The sequence below is a fragment of the Paenibacillus sp. OT2-17 genome (assembly GCF_009827695.1).
In the GTDB taxonomy this organism is placed as follows: domain Bacteria; phylum Bacillota; class Bacilli; order Paenibacillales; family Paenibacillaceae; genus Paenibacillus; species Paenibacillus polymyxa_B.
The window spans coordinates 1-793 of the sequence record NZ_WUDQ01000958.1 but is presented as its reverse complement, the minus strand read 5'-3'; the positions used below and the strand labels follow the sequence as shown (position 1 = coordinate 793).

At 40.6% G+C, this 793-nt stretch carries 1 protein-coding gene and 1 pseudogene; both read right to left on the bottom strand.

The window, feature by feature from the left end:
- The coding region (locus GRP75_RS28450; RefSeq protein ID WP_237449256.1) for a PfkB family carbohydrate kinase at nt 1-262 on the bottom strand (262 nt) is incomplete at its 3' end.
- Nucleotides 263-487: 225 nt separating this feature from the next.
- Nucleotides 488-793: pseudogene (locus tag GRP75_RS28445) on the bottom strand (alpha-galactosidase); the annotation flags it as partial.

Sequence of the window (793 nt, the reverse complement as noted above, 5' to 3'; positions counted from 1 at the left end):
TAATAAATTCACCTTCCGCATCGTCCCCAACCGCAGTTAGCAGGCTGACCCGCTGACTCAACCTCCCTAAATTTTCGGCTACATTTCGTGCTACCCCACCGCAAGATTGCAGCCTTGTACTGCTCGGATTGGAGGTATGAAGCTGAAATGTACCTTTAATCATGATTTTACGATCCAGATTGGCCCCCCCGATACATAATATTGGTTTGCTAGAGGGCCAAGGCTCGTCCTGTTCATTTTTGTGGATTTTTTTTAATTTCATCATTTGACTCCTTTCTCGAGTCTATTCGTTAGAATGATTTAAATTTGTACAGAAATAGGCACTATATAAAATTAACACGTTCCAAATGTCATATTCCCAAGAATAATGTCGAGTTCGTTAAAATATCCTAAAGTTACACATGCAAAAAAACACCCTATCGTAAAGATGCCTTCCACTTTTACGATAAGGTGCTTGGGTTGGAACTGCGCATAGTTCTTCCTTACATTATTTCAAAATAAATAGCGCTGCTCCGTGAGGAGGTAAATCTGCGGACAGTTCTTGTGCTAAAACACCTAAATCTACATGGTTCCATAAATCTCTGGCATTTGGATGCCCTTCAATACCAAGGTCTTTTAAGGATACACGCACCTTTGAAGCTTCATCTCCAGCATTAAACAAAGCTACATATACATGACCTTCCTCGTTATGTGAAGTCCAAACGATATGTTCATCCTTTCTATACACCTGCCGCGCATTCAAACCGTTGTGATGAGCATTTAACACTTCTTCATTAGTTAGCAAGGAAAGGGT